General features: G+C 61.1%; 13 protein-coding genes and 4 pseudogenes. 12 read left to right on the top strand and 5 right to left on the bottom strand.

Translation table 11 applies throughout. The features are described 5' to 3' along the window. Positions 1-22 precede the first annotated feature (22 nt). A complete protein-coding gene (locus N7E02_RS10190) occupies positions 23-1,792 on the bottom strand; it encodes an SLC13 family permease (RefSeq protein ID WP_286581782.1) in 1,770 nt (589 codons plus the stop codon). Positions 1,793-1,977: 185 nt separating this feature from the next. Between N7E02_RS10190 and N7E02_RS10185 the strand changes: the two genes are divergently transcribed. Further along, positions 1,978-2,520, top strand: a complete 543-nt coding sequence (locus N7E02_RS10185; protein WP_286581780.1) for a glutathione peroxidase — start codon at positions 1,978-1,980, stop codon at positions 2,518-2,520. A 41-nt stretch (positions 2,521-2,561) separates the two neighbouring features. Here the strand turns inward: N7E02_RS10185 and N7E02_RS10180 are convergent, their stop codons facing one another. After that, on the bottom strand, positions 2,562-3,335 hold the full coding sequence (locus N7E02_RS10180) for a TerC family protein (protein WP_286581779.1): 774 nt from the start codon (positions 3,333-3,335) through the stop codon (positions 2,562-2,564). Between the two features lie 108 nt (positions 3,336-3,443). Then, a pseudogene (locus tag N7E02_RS10175) lies at positions 3,444-4,153 on the bottom strand (TetR/AcrR family transcriptional regulator C-terminal domain-containing protein). A 134-nt stretch (positions 4,154-4,287) separates the two neighbouring features. Here N7E02_RS10175 and N7E02_RS10170 point away from each other — a divergent pair. The 11 genes and pseudogenes from N7E02_RS10170 to N7E02_RS10120 all read left to right on the top strand — a co-directional run bounded on the left by N7E02_RS10170 (position 4,288) and on the right by N7E02_RS10120 (position 18,233). After that, on the top strand, positions 4,288-5,508 hold the full coding sequence (locus N7E02_RS10170) for an HlyD family secretion protein (protein WP_286581777.1): 1,221 nt from the start codon (positions 4,288-4,290) through the stop codon (positions 5,506-5,508). Positions 5,509-5,581: 73 nt separating this feature from the next. Continuing rightward, entirely contained in the window at positions 5,582-7,183 is a 1,602-nt protein-coding gene (locus tag N7E02_RS10165) for a DHA2 family efflux MFS transporter permease subunit (RefSeq protein ID WP_286581775.1), read from the top strand. Between the two features lie 133 nt (positions 7,184-7,316). Then, entirely contained in the window at positions 7,317-8,342 is a 1,026-nt protein-coding gene (locus tag N7E02_RS10160) for a LacI family DNA-binding transcriptional regulator (RefSeq protein WP_286581774.1), read from the top strand. A gap of 87 nt (positions 8,343-8,429) precedes the next feature. Then, a pseudogene (gene xylB / locus N7E02_RS10155) lies at positions 8,430-9,883 on the top strand (xylulokinase). A 172-nt stretch (positions 9,884-10,055) separates the two neighbouring features. Beyond that, complete coding sequence (xylA, locus tag N7E02_RS10150; protein ID WP_286581772.1) at positions 10,056-11,366, top strand: xylose isomerase; 1,311 nt, start codon at positions 10,056-10,058, stop codon at positions 11,364-11,366. A gap of 318 nt (positions 11,367-11,684) precedes the next feature. Continuing rightward, positions 11,685-11,939, top strand: a complete 255-nt coding sequence (locus tag N7E02_RS10145; RefSeq protein WP_286581771.1) for a hypothetical protein — start codon at positions 11,685-11,687, stop codon at positions 11,937-11,939. 213 nt (positions 11,940-12,152) lie between these two features. Then, positions 12,153-13,676 (top strand): sugar ABC transporter ATP-binding protein, encoded by a 1,524-nt coding sequence (locus tag N7E02_RS10140; protein ID WP_286581770.1) that lies wholly within the window; start codon positions 12,153-12,155, stop codon positions 13,674-13,676. Further along, a pseudogene (locus tag N7E02_RS10135) lies at positions 13,673-14,673 on the top strand (ABC transporter permease). Before N7E02_RS10140 ends, N7E02_RS10135 begins: the two are co-directional and overlap by 4 nt. A gap of 82 nt (positions 14,674-14,755) precedes the next feature. Next, positions 14,756-15,706: pseudogene (locus N7E02_RS10130) on the top strand (substrate-binding domain-containing protein); the annotation flags it as partial. 92 nt (positions 15,707-15,798) lie between these two features. Then, entirely contained in the window at positions 15,799-16,851 is a 1,053-nt protein-coding gene (locus N7E02_RS10125) for a sugar phosphate isomerase/epimerase family protein (RefSeq protein WP_286581769.1), read from the top strand. 209 nt (positions 16,852-17,060) lie between these two features. After that, positions 17,061-18,233 carry a Gfo/Idh/MocA family protein gene (locus tag N7E02_RS10120; protein ID WP_286581767.1) on the top strand — a complete coding sequence of 391 codons (1,173 nt, stop codon included), beginning with the start codon at positions 17,061-17,063 and terminating at the stop codon, positions 18,231-18,233. Positions 18,234-18,296: 63 nt separating this feature from the next. Here the strand turns inward: N7E02_RS10120 and N7E02_RS10115 are convergent, their stop codons facing one another. Both N7E02_RS10115 and N7E02_RS10110 read right to left on the bottom strand, forming a co-directional pair. Then, the gene (locus N7E02_RS10115) at positions 18,297-18,701 is read right to left on the bottom strand and encodes a DoxX family protein (protein ID WP_286581766.1); all 405 of its coding nucleotides are present in this window, start codon (positions 18,699-18,701) and stop codon (positions 18,297-18,299) included. 169 nt (positions 18,702-18,870) lie between these two features. Continuing rightward, the gene (locus N7E02_RS10110) at positions 18,871-19,695 is read right to left on the bottom strand and encodes an HD-GYP domain-containing protein (protein ID WP_286581765.1); all 825 of its coding nucleotides are present in this window, start codon (positions 19,693-19,695) and stop codon (positions 18,871-18,873) included. Positions 19,696-19,885 lie beyond the last annotated feature (190 nt).

The following is a 19,885-nucleotide window of genomic DNA, read 5'->3' as shown; positions in this document are numbered from 1 at the left end:
GGGCGTCGGCCTCCCTTGGCGCTCAGCTTACGGGCCATACCCAGAGTAGTGCGGGAATGCTGACGAGGATGATGAGGAAGGAGAGCGGCAGGCCGAGGCGGGGGTAGTCGGAGAACTTGTAGCCGCCCGGGCCGAAGACCAGCGTGTTGCACTGGTGGCCGACGGGGGTGAGGAAATCGCAGCCGGCTCCGATTGCTACCGCCATCAGGAAGGCTTCCGGCTTGAAGCCGAGATTGGTGGCAAAGCTCGCCGCAATCGGGCCCATGACCAGCACCGTCGCCGCATTGTTGAGAAACGGTGTGACCGCCATGGCGGTGACGAGGATCAGACCGAGCGCGCCCCAGGCGGGCAGGGTTGCAGCGACATTGCCGAGCCAGCCGGCGATCAGGTCACTGCCGCCGGTGGTTCGAAGTGAATCTGAAACCGGGATCAGTGCCGCCAGCATGACGAGGATCGGTCCATCAACAGACTTGTAGAAATCGGTAAGGGGAATGGCGCGGAAGACGACCATGCCTAGGGCTGCGGCAAAGAAGGCGACTGGAACCGGCGCGAGACCGACAGCCGTGGCGCCCATGGCGAGCACGAGGATGACAAGCGGGATGAAGGCGCGACGGCGGGTGCCGAGCAGCACTTCCCGCTGGGCGAGCGGCAGGAGGGAGAAATCCTGCATCACGGTCGGCATGGTCTTGCGGGAGCCCTGCAGCACCAGCACGTCGCCGGCGGCGAGCGTCAGGCTGCCGAGGCGTTCGCGCACTCTCTCCCCATGGCGGCTGATTGCCAGAAGGTTGACCCCGCGCGTATAGGACAGCGCCAGCTCCTTGGCGGAAAGCCCGCGAAGCGGAGAATCCTGACCGATGATCGCTTCGACGGAAATGACGTCGCCCTGCGCCTGTTCGCCCGTCAGCGGCTTGCCGGAGAGCTGCAGTTTTGCGCCGGAGACGACACGGTCGAGCGCCGCCGACGGACCTTCGAGGAGAACCACGTCACCTTCGCGCAGCTTCAGGTCCGGGAAGGGCGACATGCGGCGGGCGCCGCGCAGAACCGCGGTGGCGATGACTTCGCCATCGCCGAGTTTCAGGAGGTCGCCCATCGATTTTTCAACAACCGTCGATTCCGCCACGACGGATGCTTCGGACGTGTAGTTTTTGATCTCGACGGCCTCTTCCATCGAGCTGTTTTCCTTCATCCGGCTCGGTACCAGCCAATGGAAGAACAGAAGGAAGATGATGCCGACGATACAGAGAATCCCACCCATCGGGGTGAAGTCGAACATGGTGAAGGACTGGCCGGTCAGCTCCTCGCGGATGCGCGAGACGACGATGTTCGGCGAGGTGCCGATCTGCGTCATCAGGCCGCCGAGCAGGGCGGAAAAGGCCATCGGCATCAGGTACTTCGACGGCGATGCGCCGGACTTCTTGGCGAACTGGAAGGCGACCGGCATCATGATGGCGAGTGCGCCAATATTCTTGATGAAGGCCGAGAGCACGGCCACGACGATCATCAGCAGCGCCAGCTGCGTGTGCAGCGTGTTGAGGTTGGGGAAGAACTTCTTGATCGCGGTATCGACTATGCCTGAGCGGGCGACGCCGGCCGACACCACGAGTGCGCTGCCGACGATGATGACGATGTCGTCGGAGAAGCCGGAAAATGCCTTGTCGGTCGGGACCACGCCAAGTGCCACCGCGAGAACAAGCGCGCAGCAGGCGACGACGTCATAGCGGAAACGGTCCCAGATAAAGACTGCCATCATCACGGCGATGACGGAAAAAGCGAGGATCTGCTGGGTGGTCATGCTGCTCCGGAGAGAAATGCGATCGGCAGGGCCGTCTGGGGGAAGGCATTCGAGTGACGCGATAATGCCCCAGAAGCAAAGAGGTTTCAAACGGCCGAGCGTTTCGTTGGTTGGCTCCTCCCATCGCGCTGGACAATATGCGCATGCCCAATAGATTGATGGCGTCTGATTTACAGGAGGCTTTCATGACCGACATTCTGACCATTCCCGTCACCCGCACCGACGGGCAGCGGGCTACGCTTGCCGAACACAGGGGCAAGGTGATGCTTGTCGTCAACGTCGCCTCCAAATGCGGTTTGACCAAGCAGTATGAAGGTCTGGAAAAACTCTACGAGGACAAGCAAGAGCATGGCTTCGTCATCACGGCCTTCCCGGCCAATGATTTCATGGGGCAGGAGCCGGGCACGGATGCGGAAATCGTTGAATTCTGCCAGCTGACCTATGACGTGAAATTCCCGATCTATTCGAAGATTTCGGTAAAGGGCGATGCAAAACATCCCCTCTATGTGGAATTGACACGCTCTCCAGTGCCGACGACTGGAGACGGCCCGATGAAGGAAAAGCTCAAGGCCTACGGCGTCGAAGTTCCCGCCGGCGAGATCGTCTGGAATTTCGAGAAGTTCCTGATCGGACGGAACGGCAAGGTCGTTGCCCGTTTCGCACCGGATGTGACGGCCGACGACAGCCGTCTGGTTGAGGCGGTGAATCGGGAATTGGCGAAGGCTTGAGGAACTAAAGAAAAGGGCGCCAGAGGCGCCCTTCGTCTTTATCAGTGCATCGTGTCGCCGCCACCGCCGCGGGCCTTGTTCTTGGCCTTGGCGTTGCGGGAGAACATGTTGAGCGCCTCGACGAGTGCTGAGAAAGCCATGGCGGCGTAGATGTAGCCCTTCGGCACGTGGACGCCAAAACCTTCGGCGATCAGGGTCGCGCCGATCATCAGCAGGAAGCCGAGGGCCAGCATGACGATGGTCGGGTTGCGCTCGATGAAGTTGGCGAGCGGGGTCGCTGCAAGCAGCATCACGGTGACGGCGGCAACGACGGCGACGATCATGATCGGCAGGTGCGGGGTCATGCCGACGGCGGTGATGATCGAGTCGATCGAGAAGACGAGGTCGAGGATCAGGATCTGGCCGATCGCCGAGGCGAAGCTCATCTTGACCACTTCCGAGCCCGCGCCGACCATATCTTCTTTGTGGTCGATGACGTCCACCGAGTGGTGGATTTCCTTGGTCGCCTTGTAGACGAGGAAGAGACCACCGGCGATCAGGATCAGGTCCTTCCAGGAGAAGGGATGACCGAAGGCTTCGAAGATCGGGTTGGTGAGCTGAACGATCCAGGCGATGGTGCCGAGCAGGCCGAGGCGCATGATCAGGGCAAGACCGATACCGATCTTGCGGGCCTTCTCACGATGCTCGGGCGGCAGCTTGTTGGTCAGGATGGAAATGAAGATCAGGTTGTCGATGCCGAGCACGACTTCCATGACCACGAGTGTAACGAGCGCTACCCAGGCCCCCGGGTCTGCTAACAGCGCTGCAATATCCATCCATCTCTCCTGTTTTCAATCAAAGGGCGCAAAACGCCCGCCCGATGTAAGGACAACGGCGTCAAAGACAAGATCAGGTTGAATAAGCTCAGGATAATTTTGACCGGATCAAGGCGTTTTTTCGATCACGGATTTGTTATTGCAACCGTAGGCCGCCATGAAAACGAAGACTGCACCATTAATGACGCGGTCGACCTCTGTGGCTGAGGGGCGTCTTCGATCGTGCCGAACAGGCGAAGCTTGAAGTAACCGCCACTTACCAGATCGATATATTGTCCGGCCGCGAGTTCGATATCGTCGATCTTCAGGACACCCGCATCAACCTGTTTGGTCAGGAAGTCGCGCATGACGGTGCGCAGATTTTCCGGTCCCTTGAAGAAGCGGCGACACAGGTCGGGCATGCGCTCGCGAACACCGAGCACGGTGCGCATCGCGTTGATCACCTTTTCCTCGGTCATGTGAGTGAGGAAAGAGACGCCGAAATCGTAGAGGCTCTTCTCGATGTCGTCGCCTGTCGCGAGAACCGAGCGGATGGTCGCCAGAAAGATGGCGCGCTCCTGCTCGACCATGGCGGCGAACAGGTCCTCCTTGTTCTGGAAATAGACATAGATCGTGCCCTTCGAGACGCCGGCCTCGCGCGTGATGTCGTTCATGCTCGCAGCATCGAAGCCCATCCGCATGAACACGCGCTTGGCGCCTTCGAGGATCTGCTCGCGCTTGGCCGGGTCTTCTCCGGCCGCGAACCGGCCCGCGGCCTTCGATACCTTGGCTCTGGACTCCTCCTTGTCCGAGACCTTCTTTAACCCTTTTAACGTCATTCTCTAATTTTCCGATCTTTTTCGAACCGATCGGTTCGATGAGTGCTTGATATGTGCTAAGGAACTCGTTATGTCAACGCTTCGAACTGATCGGTTCGATTGGTTCCTTTCTTTCTTGAACAGTGGTTACGACGATGACGGCATCACAGAACACGGGCGCTCTGCGCGCAGTGACGAACGACGACGCCCTGAAGGACGAAGCAGAAGTGAACGAAGCCGAAGCGCGCAAAGGCGAGCCGGCTGCCCCGGGTGAAGCACCGGCACAGCCCGGCGCCACGCCACCGGCCGCAGCTCCGGCCGCCGCCGCTCCGACGAAGAAGAAGCGCGGCGTGATCCTGCCGATCATCCTGCTCGGCCTCCTGGCCGGCGGTGCATGGTACGGCTATGAATGGTGGACGACCGGTCGTTTCATGGTTTCGACCGATGATGCCTATATCGAAGGCGATATCGCCACGATCACGCCGAAGGTCACCGCCTTCGTCTCCAAGGTCAATGTCGTCGCCAACCAGCAGGTCAAGGCCGGCGATGTGCTGATCACGCTCGACAATGGCGACTACGAGAACGCGCTCGACCAGGCGAATGCCCAGATCGAGACGGAAAAGCTGGCCCTGTCGCGCATCGATGCGCAGGTCGAAGGCGCGCAGGCAAGTCTTGCCCAGGCTCAGGCTTCCAAGGTCGCTCTCCAGGCTGCGGTCCGCGGTGCCGAGATCACCCAGAAGCGACAGACGGAACTGGCCGCCAAGTCGGTCGGTACGGCCGCCGATCTCGACAGTGCAGATGTCGCGCTCGATCAGGCCAAGGCAAACCTCGTCGGCGGCGATGCATCGATCAAGTCGGCGCAGGCCAATATCACCATTCTGGAAGCCCAGCGCCGCGAGGCCGAAGGCCAGGTCCGGACTCTGGAAATCCAGCGTGACAAGGCTGCCCGCGACCTGTCCTTCACCGTCCTGAAGGCGCCTTACGACGGCATCGTCGGCAATCGCTCGGTGCAGGAAGGCGATCTCGTATCGCCCGGCCAGCGGCTGATGGCGATCGTGCCGACCCGCCAGCTCTATGTCGATGCCAACTTCAAAGAGACGCAGATCCAGCATCTGGTGCCCGGCTCCAAGGTGAAGGTGCATGTCGACGCCTATGACGACCATGCGATCGAAGGCACGGTGGAATCGCTGTCGCCTGCTTCCGGCTCGGTCTTCTCGCTGCTGCCGCCGGAAAACGCGACGGGCAACTTCACCAAGATCATCCAGCGCGTGCCGGTGCGCATCGCCCTGCCGCAGGATGCGCTCGATACCGGCCGTCTTCGTGCCGGTCTGAGCGTCGTCGTCGACGTCGATACTCGCACGGCACCGAACAACTAACCCTTTACCGGCCCTCGCTCTTCGAGGGCCGGACGTCCCATTTGGCCCTCATGGCAGGGCGGAGGTGGTCCCCATGGCCGGGAGCGCAACAACCACAGCAGGATCGATCCCTTCCGCGCCCTCCCAGGCGACGGACAGCATGGATCCGCGCCGGCTCATCGCCTTCTTCGCGATGGTGCTCGGCATGTTCATGTCGATCCTCGACATCCAGATCGTTTCGGCATCGCTTGCCGAAATCCAGGCTGGCCTTTCTGCCGGCTCGGACGAGATCGGCTGGGTGCAGACGTCTTACCTGATCGCCGAAGTCATCATGATTCCGCTGTCGGGCACGCTGGCGCGCGTCGTCTCGACGCGTTACCTGTTCGCCTTTTCGGCGGCCGGGTTCACGGCGGCGAGTGCGCTCGCCGCAACTGCATCGAACATCGACCAGATGATCGTTTACCGCGCCATCCAGGGCTTTATCGGTGGCGGCATGATCCCGTCGGTCTTCGCGGCGGCCTTCACCATTTTCCCGCCGTCGAAGCGCGCCATCGTCTCACCGATCATCGGCCTGATCGCGACGCTTGCACCGACCATCGGCCCGACCGTCGGCGGCTATCTCTCCAATGCGTTTTCCTGGCACTGGCTGTTTCTGGTCAACATCATTCCCGGCATCATCGTCACCATCGTGACCTGGAATTTCATCGACTTCGACAAGCCGGAATTTTCGCTGATCAAGAAGTTCGACTGGTGGGGATTGCTCTCCATGGGCGTCTTCCTCGGCGCGCTGGAATACGTGCTCGAAGAGGGCAATTCTAACGACTGGTTCAACGACCACATGATCGTCATCGGCGCGATCGCGTCGGCTCTCGGTGCCATCGTCTTCTTCTACAGGGCGTTTACCGCGGAATTCCCGATCGTCGACCTGACTGCATTTACGAACAGGAACTTCGCCTTCGGGTCGATCTTCTCGTTCGTCATGGGTATCGGGCTTTACGGGCTGACTTATATCTATCCGGTCTATCTGGGCCGTATCCGTGGCTATGACAGCCTGATGATCGGCGAGACGATGTTCGTCTCGGGTCTTGCGATGTTCTTCACCGCCCCGATCGCCGGCAAGCTGTCGACCATCATGGATCTGAGGGCGATGATGGTGCTCGGCTTCATCAGCTTCGCATCCGGCACCTACATCATGACCGGCATCACGGCGGACTGGGACTTCTACGAGCTGTTCCTGCCGCAGATCCTGCGCGGCTTTGGCCTGATGATGTGCATGGTGCCGATCAACAATATCGCGCTCGGCACGCTGCCGCCGGCCCGTATCCGTGGCGCATCGGGTCTGTTCAACCTGACCCGTAACCTTGGCGGTGCAGTCGGCCTTGCGGTTATCAGCACGCTGCTTTCGAACCGCCAGGACGTTCACTACGAGCGGATCCGCGAGGGACTCGACTGGGGCAATCCGATGGCGCTCGACCAGTTGAACAACATGGCGTCCAACCTGAATTCCTACGGCCTCGACGGCACGACCGGTGCCATCCGCCGGATGGTCAACATGGTTACCCAGCAGGCGGTCGTGATGTCCTTCAGCGACGTCTTCCTGATGCTGACCGTGCTCTTCGGCCTGATGATATTGGGCGTCGCCATGATCGAGAAACCCGCCCCACAGGGCGGCGGGGGTGGTGGTGGAGGCCACTGATCCCCGAATACGAGAACCACCGCCGGAAGGGGTCGTCACTTAGGTGGCGGCCCCTTTCCGTATCCGGCAAGCTGCGAAAATTTCTGATTTACGTACCTCAGAATGTGGGCTACGAAATTCCTTGGAGGAATTAATGAAGCCCACCGTTCATGACATCGCGCGCAGCGCAGGCGTCAGCCTCGCGACGGTCGATCGCGTCCTCAATGGCCGGCCGGGCGTGCGCCATATTACCCGCGAGCGGGTGGAACAGGCGATCTCCAATCTCGGCTATGTGCGCGATGTCGCTGCCGCCAACCTCGCTAAGGGGCGCACCTATTCCTTCGTCTTTCTGCTGCCCAAGAACGACAACTCCTTCATGATCGGTCTGCGTGAAGAGGTGCAGGAAGCGGTGCTGCGGTCAGGCGCGGAGCGCACGACACTTCGAGTCGTCGACGTACCGCCCTTCGATGCGGCGGCCCTTGCCAGGGCACTTGATGACATCGCCGATGATCACCCGGATGGCGTCGCCTTCGTGGCGGTGGAAAGCCAAGCGGTGCAGGCGGCGGTGGCGCGGCTGCGTGAGGCCGGCATTGCCGTCGTCACGCTGGTTTCCGACCTGCCGGGTTCCGAGCGCGAGCATTTCGCCGGTATCGACAATCATGCGGCCGGGCGCACCTCGGCTAATCTTCTCGGTCGGTTTCTCAATGGGCGTGACGGCCGCGTTGCGGTGGTGGCCGGTTCCATGCTGGTGCGCGATCACCGCGAGCGGCTGGAAGGCTTTCTCTCGGTCATGGCGGAGGATTTTACCCGGCTCGCCGTCCTGCCCGTCATGGAGGCGCTGGACGACCCGGTTCTGGCGGCCGATCTTGTCGCCGCGACCTTGCGGCGTTACCCGGATGTGATCGGTCTCTACAGCCTCGGCGCCGGCAATCGCGGCGTGGTGCGCGCGCTCAAGGATGTGAAACCGGAGACGCGGCCGGTCGTCATCGCCCATGAACTGACCCAGACGACGCGTGCGGGCCTTTCCGAAGGGCTGATCGATGCCGTGCTCAACCAGGATGCCGGGCATGAAGTGCGCAGCGCCATCCGGGTGTTGAAGGCCAAGGTCGAGGGGCTGCCGGTCATCGCGGCACAGGAGCGCATCCGTATCGACATATTCCTGAAGGACAACCTGCCCTAACTCTTGCCGCAAGCGGCAGGTCTCATGGGCCGGCAGGTTCGAAACAAACAGGCCGCAGCAGAATGCGGCGCATAAGGAGAAGACAGCATGTATCTCGGTCTCGATCTCGGCACATCCGGCGTCAAGGCGATGCTGATCGATGGCGATCAGAAGGTCATCGGCTCGGCGAGCGGCGCACTCGACGTATCGCGCCCGCATTCCGGCTGGTCGGAACAGGACCCGGCGCACTGGATCCGCGCCACGGAAGAGGCGATCGCCGGGTTGAAGGCGGCGCATCCGGCGGAACTTTCTGCCGTGAAAGGCATCGGCCTCTCCGGCCAGATGCACGGCGCGACGCTGCTTGATGCCGACGACAAGGTGCTGCGTCCTTGCATCCTGTGGAACGATACCCGTTCCCATGCCGAGGCCGCAGCCCTCGATGCTGATCCGCGCTTCCGCAAGATCACCGGCAATATCGTCTTCCCAGGCTTCACTGCGCCGAAGCTTGCCTGGGTGAAGAAGAACGAGCCTGAGATTTTTGCCAAGGTCGCCAAGGTTCTGCTACCTAAGGATTACCTGCGCCTGTGGCTGACCGGCGAGCACATTTCCGAAATGTCCGATTCCGCCGGCACGTCCTGGCTCGACACCGGTGCGCGCAAGTGGTCGTCCGAGCTTCTGGCGGCCACCGACTTGTCCGAAGAGCAGATGCCGTCGCTGGTCGAGGGCACCGACGAGGCCGGCAGGCTGCGCGGCGAGCTCAAGTCGGCTTGGGGCATTACCAGTGATGTGGTCGTTGCCGGCGGCGCGGGGGACAATGCGGCTTCGGCCTGCGGCATGGGCACGGTGAGGAAGGCCAAGCCTTCGTTTCGCTCGGCACGTCCGGTGTTCTGTTTGCCGCTAACGGCTCCTACCTGCCGAAGCCGGAAAGCGCTGTGCATGCCTTCTGCCACGCGCTGCCGAAGACCTGGCACCAGATGGGCGTCATCCTGTCTGCCGCCGATGCGATCAACTGGCATGCGAAGGTGATGGGCAAGCCGGCAGCGGAGCTTTCCGGCGAACTCGGCGAGACGCTGAAGGCGCCGACCGGCGTGACCTTTCTGCCTTACCTCTCCGGCGAGCGCACACCGCACAATGATGCCGTCATCCGCGGCGCCTTCCTCGGGCTGGAGCACGAGTCGAGCCGTGTGGTGCTGACCCAGGCCGTGCTCGAGGGCGTCACCTTCGCCATCCGCGACAATCTCGAGGCGCTGAAATCGGCGGGCACCTCGATCTCGCGCGTCACCGCCATCGGCGGCGGTTCGCGGTCGCGCTACTGGCTGTCGTCGATCGCGACCTCGCTCGGTGTGCCGGTGGATATTCCGGCCGATGGCGATTTCGGAGCGGCCTTCGGTGCTGCTCGTCTCGGCCTGATTGCGGCGACGGGTGCCGATCCGATTTCCGTCTGCACAGCGCCGAAGACGGATGCGACGGTCGAGCCGGTGGCGGCGCTTTCGGAAGCTTATGAGGGTGCATATCAGCGCTACCGGAAGGCCTATCCGGCGATCCGGGCGATTGCTTCGTAACCAAGGATTACTCCTCCCCGCTCGCGGGGAGGGTTGCAGCGCACGCAAAGGCTAGAAGTGTCCCGCGCTGTCAAGCGAGATCCAAAATGAGGTACGTACGTCATTTTCTGATTTACGTACCTCAAAAATTGATGCAAGAGTTTGATGACCAAATCTCAAGGAGGAGATACCAATGAGCACAGGCTTTTTCGGCGATATTTCGAAGATCAAGTATGAAGGGCCGGACAGCACCAATCCGCTCGCCTTCCGCTTCTACAACCCGGATGAGATGGTCGCGGGCAAGCGGATGGAAGATCATCTGCGCTTCGCCATCGCCTACTGGCACTCGTTCACTTGGCCGGGCGGCGATCCCTTCGGCGGCCAGACTTTTCTTCGCCCCTGGTTCTCCGACACGATGGAAGCAGCGAAGCTGAAGGCTGACGTCGCCTTCGAATTCTTCTCGCTGCTCGGGGCGCCGTTCTACTGTTTCCACGATGCGGACGTACGCCCGGAAGGCAATAATTTTGCGGAGAATACGAAGAACCTCAACGAGATCGTCGACTATTTCGAGAAGAAGCAGGCCGAGACGGGCGTGAAGCTCCTTTGGGGCACTGCGAACATGTTCTCCAACCGGCGCTATATGTCGGGTGCCGCCACCAATCCGGATCCGGATGTCTTCGCCTTCGCCGCAGCGACGGTGAAGACCTGCATGGACGCGACGAAGAAGCTCGGCGGCGATAACTATGTTCTTTGGGGCGGCCGCGAGGGCTATGAAACGATCCTCAACACCGACTTTTCGCGCGAACTCGACCAGATGGGCCGGTTCCTCAATCTCGTCGTCGAATACAAGTACAAGATCGGTTTCAAGGGCACGATCCTGATCGAGCCGAAGCCGCAGGAGCCGACCAAGCACCAGTACGATTATGACGTCTCGACGGTCTATGCCTTCCTGCAGAAGCATGGGCTCGACAAGGAAGTGAAGCTCAATATCGAGCAGGGCCATGCCATCCTCGCAGGCCATTCCTTCGAGCACGAGCTGGCCATGGCCAATTCCTTTGGCCTGTTCGGCTCGATCGACATGAACCGCAACGACTATCAGTCCGGCTGGGATACCGACCAGTTCCCCAACAACGTACCGGAAATGGCGCTTGCCTATTATCAGGTCCTGCAGGCAGGCGGCTTCACCACCGGCGGCACGAATTTCGACGCGAAACTGCGCCGCCAGTCGCTCGATCCGGAAGACCTGCTGGTCGGCCATATCGGTGGCATGGATTGCTGCGCCCGCGGCCTGAAGGCCGCCGCCAAGATGGTCGAGGACGAGGCGCTGTCCAAGCCGCTGCGCGCCCGCTACGAAAAGTGGGATAGCCCCGAAGCGCAAAAGATGCTGCGCGGCGAATACAAGCTCGACGACATCGCGGCCATGGTGGAGCGCGAGAATATCAATCCCGAGCCCGTTTCCGGCCGCCAGGAATATCTCGAAAACGTCGTCAATCGCTACGTCTAGCGCCCGGCGTCATTCAAGCCGATAGCGATTTTGTCTATGGCCGTACCGCGCTCTTGCCGGTGCGGCCGTAGGCTGTTTTGGCCCATGCTTCTGGTGTGCCTTTGACGCAATATTGGCTGCCGTCCCTTGGGCTCTTCCCGCTCCATGCGTCGCTATCCGTCAAAACCGCAGGCGTTTTTGCGGATGGAGTGACAGCCACAGCAAATTCTTACAATACAAACCAAGTGGCGAAGGATTGAAAAGATCTTGAAGCCGGGTCGGCCTAGATCAGCCGTCGTCGGGACAGAATTTCCCGAATAGGCGTCCAGGGAGTTGACCATGAAAATCTTTCTCGCAGTGGCTTTCATCATAAGCGCAGCGTTTGCGCCGGCAGCATACGCTGTCACCATCGATCCGATCCCTGGCAGTCTGGTTTATCCAGCCCAGCCGAAAACCAAACTCAAGAAAGCGCCGGTTGGCAGTATCGTCCAGCACAACTTCTACAGCAAAGGCGTTACCTACAACGAAACCTACAGGATCGAGCCGGATCGCAGCCTGAAGCTTCTCAGTCGTCGGCCAATTATTCGAGAATAGCGCTCGGTAGTCGGGGCAATCGAGAGAAAATCGTGCTCTACCGGTCCTGACAGAGAGTTGATGCGCAAAGCTGCTTTACGTACCTCAGAATCTTCGATAGCCTGAAATCCAGGGAGGACTTCAGGTGCACCACATCGCTTGCGAGGAGGCAGGCGTTGGGGGCAGGCCGCATGGCGGCAGCTTCACGACGCTTATCATTTTGGGGCTCGCGGCATGATCGCGACGCCGACGTCATCTGCCCTGCCGCTTCTCGAGGCGCGCGGTCTTTCCAAGACATTCGGCATCGTCGAGGTGCTCAAGGATATCAGCCTCACGGTCCGGGCCGGCGAGGTGCACGCGATCATCGGCGAGAACGGCGCCGGCAAGTCGACGCTGATGAAGATCCTCGCCGGCAATCACCAGCCGACGCGCGGTGAGCTTCTGATTGATGGCCAGCCGGTGAGCTTTTCCGGTCCGGTCGATGCGGAGAAGCACGGCATCGTGCTGGTGCACCAGGAAATCCTGCTAGCGCCGGATCTCACCGTGGCGCAGAACATCTATCTCGGCCGTGAACTCGGCAAGGGGCTCACTGTCGACGACAAGACGATGAACGAGGGCGCCGCCAAGGCGATCCGGGATCTTGGCGCCGATATCGACCCGAATGCCATTGTCTCGCGTCTTTCGATTGCCCAGAGACAGCTGGTGCAGATCGCCCGCGTGCTGCTTGTGCCGCATCGCGTCGTCATCTTCGACGAGCCGACGGCGTCACTGACGCCGCATGAGACCGAGGCGCTTCTCAAGGTTATCACCGACATCCGCGCCAAGGGTGTCGGTGTGCTCTACATTTCTCACCGCTTGCCGGAGGTGAAGGAGATTGCGGACCGTGTCACCGTGTTGCGCGACGGGCGGCTTGTGGCTTCTCACGAGACTTCGGAATTGCAGCCCGCCGACATGGCGCGGCTGATGGTCGGCCGCGATGTGGCAAGGCTCTACCCCGACCGCCATGCCGCCGAAGCGAGCGAAACGGTGCTCGAGGTGCAAGGCTTCGATGTGCCGGGCTATGCGCGTGATTCGGCCTTCACGCTTCGAAAGGGTGAAATCCTTGGCTTTGCCGGGCTGATCGGCGCGGGGCGCACCGAGTTGATGGAGGGCTTGGTCGGACTACGGCCGGCCAAGGGTGCGGTACGATTCAACGGCCGGCCGGTTCATTTCACTGACGTGCATTCCAGCCTCAAGGCGGGCGTCGCCTATCTGTCGGAAGACCGCAAGGGCAAGGGCCTGCTGCTCACCAAGGACCTGCGGGTCAACCTGACGCTCGCCTCGCTCGGCAAGTTCATCCGCGGCCTGCAGATCGACCGCAAAGGCGAAGGCGACGCGCTCGACAAGGCAATCCGCGATTTCGACATCCGCACTGGCACCAAGGACATCCTTGCCGGCCAGCTTTCCGGCGGTAACCAGCAGAAGCTGCTGCTCGCCAAGATGATGCTGCTCGATCCTCAGGTCGTCATCATCGACGAGCCGACACGCGGCATAGACATCGGCAACAAGGAACAGATCTACAAATTCATCGCCAGCCTGGCCGCGGAGGGACGCTCGATCATCGTCGTCTCCTCCGAAATGCCGGAGCTGATCGGCATCTGCGACCGCATCCTGGTGATGCGCGGCGGCCGCATCGTCGGCGAGGTTCAGGGAGAACACATGACCGAAAACGAGATCGTGCAGCTTGCGACTGGTGTGAATGCAGGAGCGGCGGCATGAGCAGCGTCGCAACCGACACTTCCAAGGCGCCGAAGACCTCCAAGGACTGGGATATGGCGGCGATTGCGCCGTTCGTGGCGCTGGCGCTGCTTCTGGTGCTCGGCTATTTCGCCAACCCGAATTTCGTTTCGCTGGCGAACCTCACCAACGTCATCACCCGCAGCGCCTTTATTGCCATCATCGCGCTGGGTGCGACCTATGTGATTTCGTCGGGCGGGCTCGATCTCTCTGTCGGATCGATGGTCGCCTTTGTCGCCAGCCTGATGATCCTGTTCATGAATTCCGGTGCCATCGCCGACCCGATGATGATGCTGGTTGCCGGCATGCTGGTGGCGTTGGCGCTCGGGGCCGCCTGCGGGCTCGCCAACGGGCTGATCACCACGGTCGGCAAGATCGAGCCCTTCATCGCAACGCTCGGCACGATGGGCATCTATCGCGGCCTGACGACCTGGCTGTCCCAGGGCGGTTCGATCACGCTCAGGGACCGCGAACTGCAGCAGCTCTATCGGCCGGTCTATTTCGGTGACGTGTTCGGCGTTCCGATCCCGATCATCGTCATCTTCGTCACCGCCGCGCTTGCCGCCTTCGTGCTCTACCGCACGCGCTATGGGCGACATCTGATCGCCGTCGGGTCGAACGAGGAAGTCGCACGCTATTCCGGCATATCGGTGCAGCGGGTGCGCACCATCGCCTATGTGGTGCAGGGGCTCTGCGTCGCGGTCGCGGTACTGATCTATGTGCCGCGTCTCGGTTCGACCTCGGCCACGACCGGCATTCTCTGGGAATTGCAGGCGATCACCGCAGTCGTCGTCGGCGGCACGGCGCTGAGGGGCGGCGTCGGCCGCATCTGGGGCACGGTCTGCGGCGCCTTCATTCTGGAGATCGTCGGCAACATCATGCTGCTGTCCAACTTCGTCAGCGAATATCTGATCGGCGCGATCCAGGGGCGATCATCATCATCGCCATGCTGGTGCAGCGGTCACTGATGCGGAAATAACCGCATATGGAAGAGATAGGCCGGGCATCTGGGGTAGGCCCGGTCAGGAGGAGAGACCCCTTGAAACCTTGGGAGAGAGAATATGCGTAGAAGAACATTCGGTCTCGGCGTCGCCGGGCTTGCGGCCTCCGTTGCCGCCGCCCCGAGCCTCGGCCTTGCTCAGGAAGGGAAGAAGGTCACGATCGGCGTGTCCATTCCGGCCGCCGACCACGGCTGGACGGCGGGTGTCGTCTATCACGCCGAACGCGTCGCCAAGCTTCTGATGGCCGAGCACAAGGGCCTCAACGTCATCGTCAAGACGTCGGCCGATCCGGCAAGCCAGGCGAATGCGGTGCAGGACCTTGCCGTGCAGGGCATCGATGCGCTCGTCATCCTGCCGACGGATCCGGACCAGCTCGTCTCGGCCATCCAGCAGGTGAAGGACGACGGCAAGTTCGTAGCGCTGGTCGATCGCGCACCTTCCGTCAACGACAGCACGATCCGCAACCTCTATGTCGCCGGCAACAATCCGGCGCTCGGTCAGGTTGCGGGCAAGTATATTGCGGAGACGACGCCGGAAGCCGAAGTCGTCATCATCCGCGGCCTGCCGATCCCGATCGACCAGCAGCGCCAGGACGGTTTTGATAAGGGCATCGAAGGCTCCAAGGTGAAGGTGCTCGATCGCCAATACGGCAACTGGAGCCGCGACGACGCATTCCGCGTCATGCAGGATTATCTCACCAAGTACCCGAAGATCGACGTGGTCTGGTGCCAGGATGACGACATGGCTGTCGGCGTTCTGGAAGCAATCGAGCAGGCCAAGCGCACCGACATCCAGTATGTCGTGGCCGGTGCCGGTTCGAAGGACATGATCAAGAAGGTCATGGACGGCGACAAGATGATCCCGGTCGACGTTCTCTATCCGCCGGCGATGGTGGCGACCGCGATGCAGCTGACCGCCGGCGGCTTCTACGACCAGGTGCCGGTCAGCGGCGAATACATTCTCGACGCGACACTGGTGACCAAGGACAACGCGGAGAGCTTCTACTTCCCGACTCGCCGTTCTGATCCGGTTTTCTCGGGCGCGTGCGGTTGTCGCCATGCGCGCCCGTTCCATGTTCTTAAGTCTAAAAGTGGAGGTTTTTCATGAAGACGATCAAGGGTCCAGGCCTGTTTCTCGGCCAGTTTGCCGGCGATGCGGCACCGTTCGATACCTGGGACGGCATTACCAAATGGGCGGCGGACAAGGGCTATATCGGCGTGCAGGTGCCGACCTGGGCAAGCCAGCTGATCGACCTGAAAAAGGCTTCCACCTCCAAGGATTACTGCGACGAGCTTGCCGGTGTCGCCAAAGCGAACGGCGTCGAGATCACCGAACTGTCCACGCATCTGCAGGGCCAGCTGGTGGCCGTGCATCCGGCCTATGACGAAGTATTCGACGGGTTCACCGTGCCGGAAATGCGCGGCAATCCGAAGGCCCGGCAGGAATGGGCCGTCGAGCAGGTAAAGATGGCGATCACCGCCTCAAGACATCTCGGCATCAAGGCGCATGCGACCTTTTCCGGCGCGCTGGTCTGGCCGTTCCTCTACCCGTTCCCGCAGCGACCGGCCGGCCTCGTCGAGACGGCTTTCGACGAACTTGCCAAGCGCTGGACGCCGATCCTGAACCATGCCGAGGATAATGGCGTCGACGTCTGCTATGAAATCCATCCGAGCGAGGACCTGCACGACGGCATCACGTTCGAGATGTTCCTGGAGCGGGTGAAGAACCATCCGCGCGCCAACATGCTCTACGATCCGTCCCATTACGTGCTGCAATGCCTCGACTATCTCGACAACATCGACATCTACAAGGACCGGATCAAGATGTTCCACGTCAAGGACGCGGAGTTCAATCCGACCGGTCGTCAGGGTGTCTATGGCGGCTATCAGAGCTGGGTCAACCGCGCCGGCCGGTTCCGTTCGCCGGGCGACGGTCAGGTGGATTTCGGCGCGATCTTCTCCAAGATGGCGGCCAACGATTTCGACGGCTGGGCCGTGGTCGAGTGGGAATGCGCGCTGAAGCATCCCGAAGACGGCGCCCGCGAAGGAGCCGAATTCGTCAAGGCGCATATCATCCGCGTCACCGAACATGCCTTCGACGATTTTGCATCGAGCGGCACCGACGAGGCGGCGAATAGGCGAATGCTGGGGCTTTAAGGTGATTGAGGCCTGCCCCTCACCCAGAGCGCAGCCTGCTGCGCTCCACCTCTCCCCGCAGGCGGGGAGAGGTGACGTGGCATACGGCACCTCTTCGATTGAGGCAGGACGGCGCCACATCGCCCTTCTCCCCGTCAGAACGGGGAGAAGGTGGCGGCAGCCGGATGAGGGGCAATCGCCGAGATACGATATTTCAAAGGAGACTTTTCATGGCAATCGAAGGCAAGCAGGCCGAGGCGCGCGAACCGCGGATCCGGCTCGGCATGGTGGGCGGCGGTTCGGGCGCATTCATCGGCGCGGTGCATCGCATGGCGGCGCGGCTGGACGACCAGTTCGAACTCGTGGCCGGGGCGCTTTCTTCCACGCCGGAAAAGGCGCTGGCTTCGGGGCGCGAACTGGGGCTCGACAGCGGCCGCACCTACGGCTCCTACAAGGACATGGCGATCCGCGAGGCCCGCCTGAAGGACGGTATCGAGGCGGTCTCGATCGTCACGCCGAACCATGTGCATTTCGAAGCGGCCCGGGAGTTTCTCAAGCGCGGCATCCATGTCATCTGCGACAAGCCGCTGACGTCGAACCTTGCCGACGCGAAAAAGCTGAAGAAGGCGGCGGATGACAGCAAGGCGCTGTTCATCCTCACCCACAACTACACCGGCTATCCCATGGTGCGGCAGGCGCGCGAGATGATCGCCAATGGCGACCTCGGCAAGATCCGTGTCGTGCAGGTCGAATATGCGCAGGATTGGCTGACGGAGGCGGCCGAACAGACCGGCGCCAAGCAGGCAGTATGGCGCACGGATCCGGCGCAATCCGGTGCGGGCGGCTCGACCGGCGATATCGGCACCCATGCCTATAATCTTGCGTCCTTCGTCACCGGCCTGACGCTGGAAAGTCTCGCCGCCGATCTCGACAGTTTCGTGCCGGGTCGCAGGCTGGACGACAATGCGCATGTGATGCTGCGTTTTGCCGAGGGTGCCAAGGGCATGCTGTGGTGCAGCCAGGTGGCGCCGGGCAACGAGAATGGCCTTAAGCTGCGAGTCTATGGCGAAAAGGGCGGGCTCGAATGGGCGCAGGAGAACCCGAACTACCTGTGGTTCACGCCATTCGGCGAACCGAAGCGGCTGATAACCCGCAACGGTGCCGGGGCAGGGGCCGCTGCGGCGCGCGTCAGCCGTATCCCGGGTGGTCATCCGGAAGGGTATCTCGAAGCTTTCGCGACGATCTATACCGAGGCTGCGCGCGCCATCCATGCCCACAGGGCCGGCAAGGCGGTCGACAAGGCAGTGATCTATCCGACCGTCGACGACGGCGTGAAGGGTGTCGCCTTCGTTGAGGCCTGCGTAGCGTCTTCGAAGAAAAATGGTGCCTGGGTGAAGCTCTAAAAAGCAAGGAACCCGGAGCAGTAATGCTCCGGGTTCCTTGCTTTGAGATTATCTAACGGCGGATCAGGCGAATGCCGCCTGCTTGCCCTTCATCTTGGCATCGACGCTGACCGGGCCGGGGCCGGCTGCGAAGATGTAGAGGAAGATGAAGCAGAACAGGATGGAAGCAACGCCGCCATTCTGGGCCGGATAAAAACCGCGCGGAAAATGGCCGATGAAATAGGCGAAGGCCATCAGGCCCGACAGAATGAAGGCGGCTGGGCGCGTCTTGAAGCCGATCAGGACGCAGAAACCGAGAATGAGCTCGAACAGGCCCGCGATCCAGGGCAGGGTCCCGACTGCCGGTACCTTCTCTGCGAAGGGGAAATGGAGAATCTTCTGGGTGCCGTAGCTGAAGAGCACGAGCGCGGAAACCGCGCGCAGAAGGCTGAGAAGATAGGGCTGGGATTTGTCGAGGTTTTGCAGCATGAGCGCGTCCATGTGATGAGTGGAATTGCCTCATCCGTTGCCACATGTTGCGGTGCAATACAATTTCAGTTGAGACATCCGTGATCGCTCGAAGGGCCTGTGGAAAGCCCCTGAGGTCTGCGCTCCTGCAACGCGTCCGGTCGCCACTCTTGCGCGCGGATGATGCGTTTTAGCCGAAGAGCGAGCCGAGCCGCAGGACGAGTTTTCGGTCGAACAGGTTGTTCTGGTCGTACATCCAGTTGATCGCCTCGCTGCTCGACCATGCCTTCTTGTAGGGTCGGACGCTGGTGAGGGCATCGAAGACGTCGCAGACGGTGCAGATGCGCACGGCAAGGCTGATTTCTTCGTCCCGCAGCCTGAGCGGATAGCCGCTGCCGTCGAGCGCTTCGTGATGCAGGCGGCATACGTCGAGGATCAGTTGGGAGGTCTCGCCCAGTTCCAGCAGGCGTTGGTAGCCGAGTATGGGATGGCTGCGGATGACGCGCCATTCAGCCTTGTCCAGCTTGCCGGGCTTGTTGAGGATGGCATTGGGAATGAGAAGCTTGCCCAGATCGTGAAGGATGCCGGCGCGGCCGATCTCCTCGACCAAGGAGTCATCCAAGTCGAGTTGTTCGGCTAGACGGCCCATCAGGCCTGCCACCGAGACGGAATGCAGGTAGGTTTCCTTGTGCTTCTCCTTCAGTCGCGAAACTTCAAGGAAAAGGTCAGGTGCGGTCTCCAGGCTGCGACGTGCGGCAAGTGCTGCGGCACCGGCTTTTTCCATGTCGAGCGAACCGGACATCAATCCCTCGACGCTTTCCCGCATCGACTGCATTGCGTCGTCGATCGCGGCGATCGTTTCGGCTTTCAGGGATCGTTGTTCTGGCAGGGCATAACCATTGGGCGCACGCCGCATGAGTGCGGCAACGTCGATCCGGCTTTTCGTCTGGCTTACCATCAGATCTACCGCCGAAGACAGCATGATGGAAGCGAGATCGTCCTGAGACTCCAGCATGAACCGACGCCGGGAGAACTCATAACTAGGGCAGTCTACGGACTCAATATAGAGGCCAGTCTGTATAAGACTCTTTGGTACGCGAACGATCACAGCGGTCAGATCCCCAGAACTGAGGGTAATTCAACCTGTGAGAATAAAATAAAGACTTAATTTGACGAGCGCGTTTTCTCTCGCGCGGCAATATAGG

Source organism: Terrirhizobium terrae (assembly GCF_030323265.1).
Taxonomy (GTDB): Bacteria; Pseudomonadota; Alphaproteobacteria; order Rhizobiales; family Rhizobiaceae; genus Neorhizobium.
Note: the sequence above shows the minus strand (reverse complement) of the source record. Positions and strands in the feature narration are given on the sequence as shown.

What these genes read in the sequence shown, in the direction of transcription:
- N7E02_RS10185 (WP_286581780.1), top strand. Translation starts at nt 1,978, where the DNA reads ATGACCGACATTCTGACCATTCCCGTCACCCGCACCGACGGGCAGCGG.
- N7E02_RS10120 (WP_286581767.1), top strand. Translation starts at nt 17,061, where the DNA reads ATGGCAATCGAAGGCAAGCAGGCCGAGGCGCGCGAACCGCGGATCCGG.
- N7E02_RS10125 (WP_286581769.1), top strand. Translation starts at nt 15,799, where the DNA reads ATGAAGACGATCAAGGGTCCAGGCCTGTTTCTCGGCCAGTTTGCCGGC.
- N7E02_RS10115 (WP_286581766.1), bottom strand. Translation starts at nt 18,701, where the DNA reads ATGCTGCAAAACCTCGACAAATCCCAGCCCTATCTTCTCAGCCTTCTG.
- N7E02_RS10180 (WP_286581779.1), bottom strand. Translation starts at nt 3,335, where the DNA reads ATGGATATTGCAGCGCTGTTAGCAGACCCGGGGGCCTGGGTAGCGCTC.
- N7E02_RS10190 (WP_286581782.1), bottom strand. Translation starts at nt 1,792, where the DNA reads ATGACCACCCAGCAGATCCTCGCTTTTTCCGTCATCGCCGTGATGATG.
- xylA (WP_286581772.1), top strand. Translation starts at nt 10,056, where the DNA reads ATGAGCACAGGCTTTTTCGGCGATATTTCGAAGATCAAGTATGAAGGG.
- N7E02_RS10110 (WP_286581765.1), bottom strand. Translation starts at nt 19,695, where the DNA reads ATGCTGGAGTCTCAGGACGATCTCGCTTCCATCATGCTGTCTTCGGCG.
- N7E02_RS10170 (WP_286581777.1), top strand. Translation starts at nt 4,288, where the DNA reads ATGACGGCATCACAGAACACGGGCGCTCTGCGCGCAGTGACGAACGAC.
- N7E02_RS10140 (WP_286581770.1), top strand. Translation starts at nt 12,153, where the DNA reads ATGATCGCGACGCCGACGTCATCTGCCCTGCCGCTTCTCGAGGCGCGC.
- N7E02_RS10160 (WP_286581774.1), top strand. Translation starts at nt 7,317, where the DNA reads ATGAAGCCCACCGTTCATGACATCGCGCGCAGCGCAGGCGTCAGCCTC.
- N7E02_RS10145 (WP_286581771.1), top strand. Translation starts at nt 11,685, where the DNA reads ATGAAAATCTTTCTCGCAGTGGCTTTCATCATAAGCGCAGCGTTTGCG.
- N7E02_RS10165 (WP_286581775.1), top strand. Translation starts at nt 5,582, where the DNA reads ATGGCCGGGAGCGCAACAACCACAGCAGGATCGATCCCTTCCGCGCCC.